Source organism: Pseudomonas sp. PH1b, from assembly GCF_000633395.1.
Lineage (GTDB): Bacteria > Pseudomonadota > Gammaproteobacteria > Pseudomonadales > Pseudomonadaceae > Aquipseudomonas.
The window spans coordinates 1-2,193 of sequence record NZ_AYMU01000067.1 but is presented as its reverse complement, the minus strand read 5'-3'; the positions used below and the strand labels follow the sequence as shown (position 1 = coordinate 2,193).

At 60.5% G+C, this 2,193-nt stretch carries 1 protein-coding gene; it reads right to left on the bottom strand.

Going from position 1 to position 2,193, the window contains the following annotated elements; translation table 11 throughout:
- Positions 1-2,193: hemagglutinin repeat-containing protein (locus U873_RS0133975; protein ID WP_025132474.1), on the bottom strand; the 2,193-nt coding region annotated here is incomplete at both ends.

Here is a 2,193-nt window from a genome sequence, read left to right as displayed (position 1 = left end):
TCACCACCCGTACCGTACTTGCCCATAACCTGCTTGTAGGCGTCAGTGGCAATCAACTGCTTCTGATAGTTATCAACATCCTCTTTGCTGGCATTGTTTCCTGGTCGATAGATACCTTTCTTTTCAAGTTCATCGCTGGCTGCTTTATCGGCCTTCAACTGCCCGTCGGTCCGAACAATGTCCGTCACTTGGGTGCCGATCTCGCCGATAAGCTGCACCTCCCGCAGGCGCTTCTGCTCCTTCTCCTTGTCGAAGATCGGGCTGATGCTGCCGTTGGCGTGTTCGACGTCACGGCTCAGGGTGGCAACATCCTGCTTCTGCTGGCCTGGGTCACGAATGTCCAAGGTGCCGTTGGAGATTGCCGATGAGGTGGTGCCGCTGGCGCTGCCGCCGTGGTTGTAGGCGATCAACATGCCGCTGGGCATGTTGCTGGTGAAGCCATCGGCACCGCCGTTGCCACTGCTGACGCTGGCGCTCTGCATCTGGCTTTTGTATTCGGCCTCGTTCTTGAGATCGCTCCAGCCCAGGGTGCCGGTGCTCAGGCGGTTTTTGTCAGCTTCTGCGGTGCTGGCGATAACGCTGCCATCCAGTTGGGTGTGCTTGCCCACTTCAACCTGATAGCCGCCCTTGCCGGCGAACAAGCCGGTTTGTTCCTGCACGCTCTGGTACTTGGAGTCGATCTTGCTCTGGCTGACGCTGACCGAAGCGCTGCCCGTCATCGTGCCGAAGGTGAAACTGGCTCCGCCGCTGACATTGCTCTGCTTGGATTTGTAGTCGTCGGTGTCCTGCAGACTTTGCAGCGTGAGGTCGCGCCCAACCTTGGCCGTGATCTTGTCCGCATTGACCTGCGCACCCTTGAGCGCGGCATCCCGCCCACTGATCAGGCTCGCTTGGTTACCAGCGTCCAGGGTGGTTTCGGTCCAGGTGGTGCCAGTGCCCTTTTCCTTGCCCACGCCCTTGTTGCCGTTGGCGAAGATACTCAGGCCTGCGCCGTTGGGGCCGACGCCCAAGCTGACGCCAATGGCACCGCCGCTGCTGTTGTTCTTGCCATCGAGCTTTTGCCGGTTGGCTGCGGCCTCAAGCTGGATGTCACGCTCAGCGGCAAGCAGTACGTTATTGCCTGCCTTGAGTTGGCTGCCTTGCACGCGGATGTCGCCATCCGTCCCAGCGGTGCCACTGCCGGCCGCCACGATGGAGAGGTTGTTGCCGCTGGTCAGGCTACTGCCCTGACTCACCACCTGTTCCTGAGTCTGCTTGGAACTGGACTGTTGCGAGCCCAGGGAAATGCTGATGCCGACGAACTGGCCGATGTTATCGCCGTTCATCCCGCCGCCCTGTTGGGCCGCTTGCCAGGCCTGGACACCGGTCAGGCCGGCCTTGATGCCTTGCAGGGCAGAGAGGCGGCTATCGTCCTCCTCCTTGGCCTGCTTGGTGGTCTGGTACGCGGCGTCGACGGCACTGCCGACGGTTCCAGACAAGGCCAAGGTCAGGCCGCTGGTCTTGGTTTTGGAGGTTTGCTCGCTCTTGTTGTGATTTTCCGCCGCGAGGATGTTGACGTTCTGTCCGACGAGGCTGATGTCCTTGCCGGCAATGACGTCGGAGCCTTTCAGGGTCAGGTCCTTGCCGGCCTGGATATCGACGTTGCCGAGCACGCTGCCAATGGTGCTGGCCTTGGCGTTTTCGGTGGTGCTGGAAGAGGTGTTCTTCGCACTGGTGGAGCCCAGGGTGAAACCAATCCCGCCACTGCTCAACAGGCCGGACTTTTTCTTCGATGTCGAATGGCTTTCTTCGCTGGTTTCGGTAGCGCTGTCGATCTCGACATTACGTCCCGCGACCAGGCTGGTGGAGTGGGTGGAGACAATATCGCTGGCGGTTGCACCAATGTCTTGGCCGGCCCGTATGACCACCGTATCGCCACTGACGGAGGAGCCCTGTTGGGTGGTGGAGCTGCTGCTGTCGATCCGTGTTTTCTGGCTGCTGGACAGCCCGGAGCTGCTGGTCTTGGTCTTGCGGTAATAGCTGTAGTCACTGTTTTGCGCGGCGCTGAGGTTCACGTCACCGCCCGCATAGAGATACGCCTCATCCCCCGCCGTCACCCGGCTGGCCGTCAGTTGAAGATCCGCACCGGCCTTGAGCGCCACATTGCCGCCCGCCACCAAGGTGGTAGCTACCTGCTGAACATGATCCTCCTGA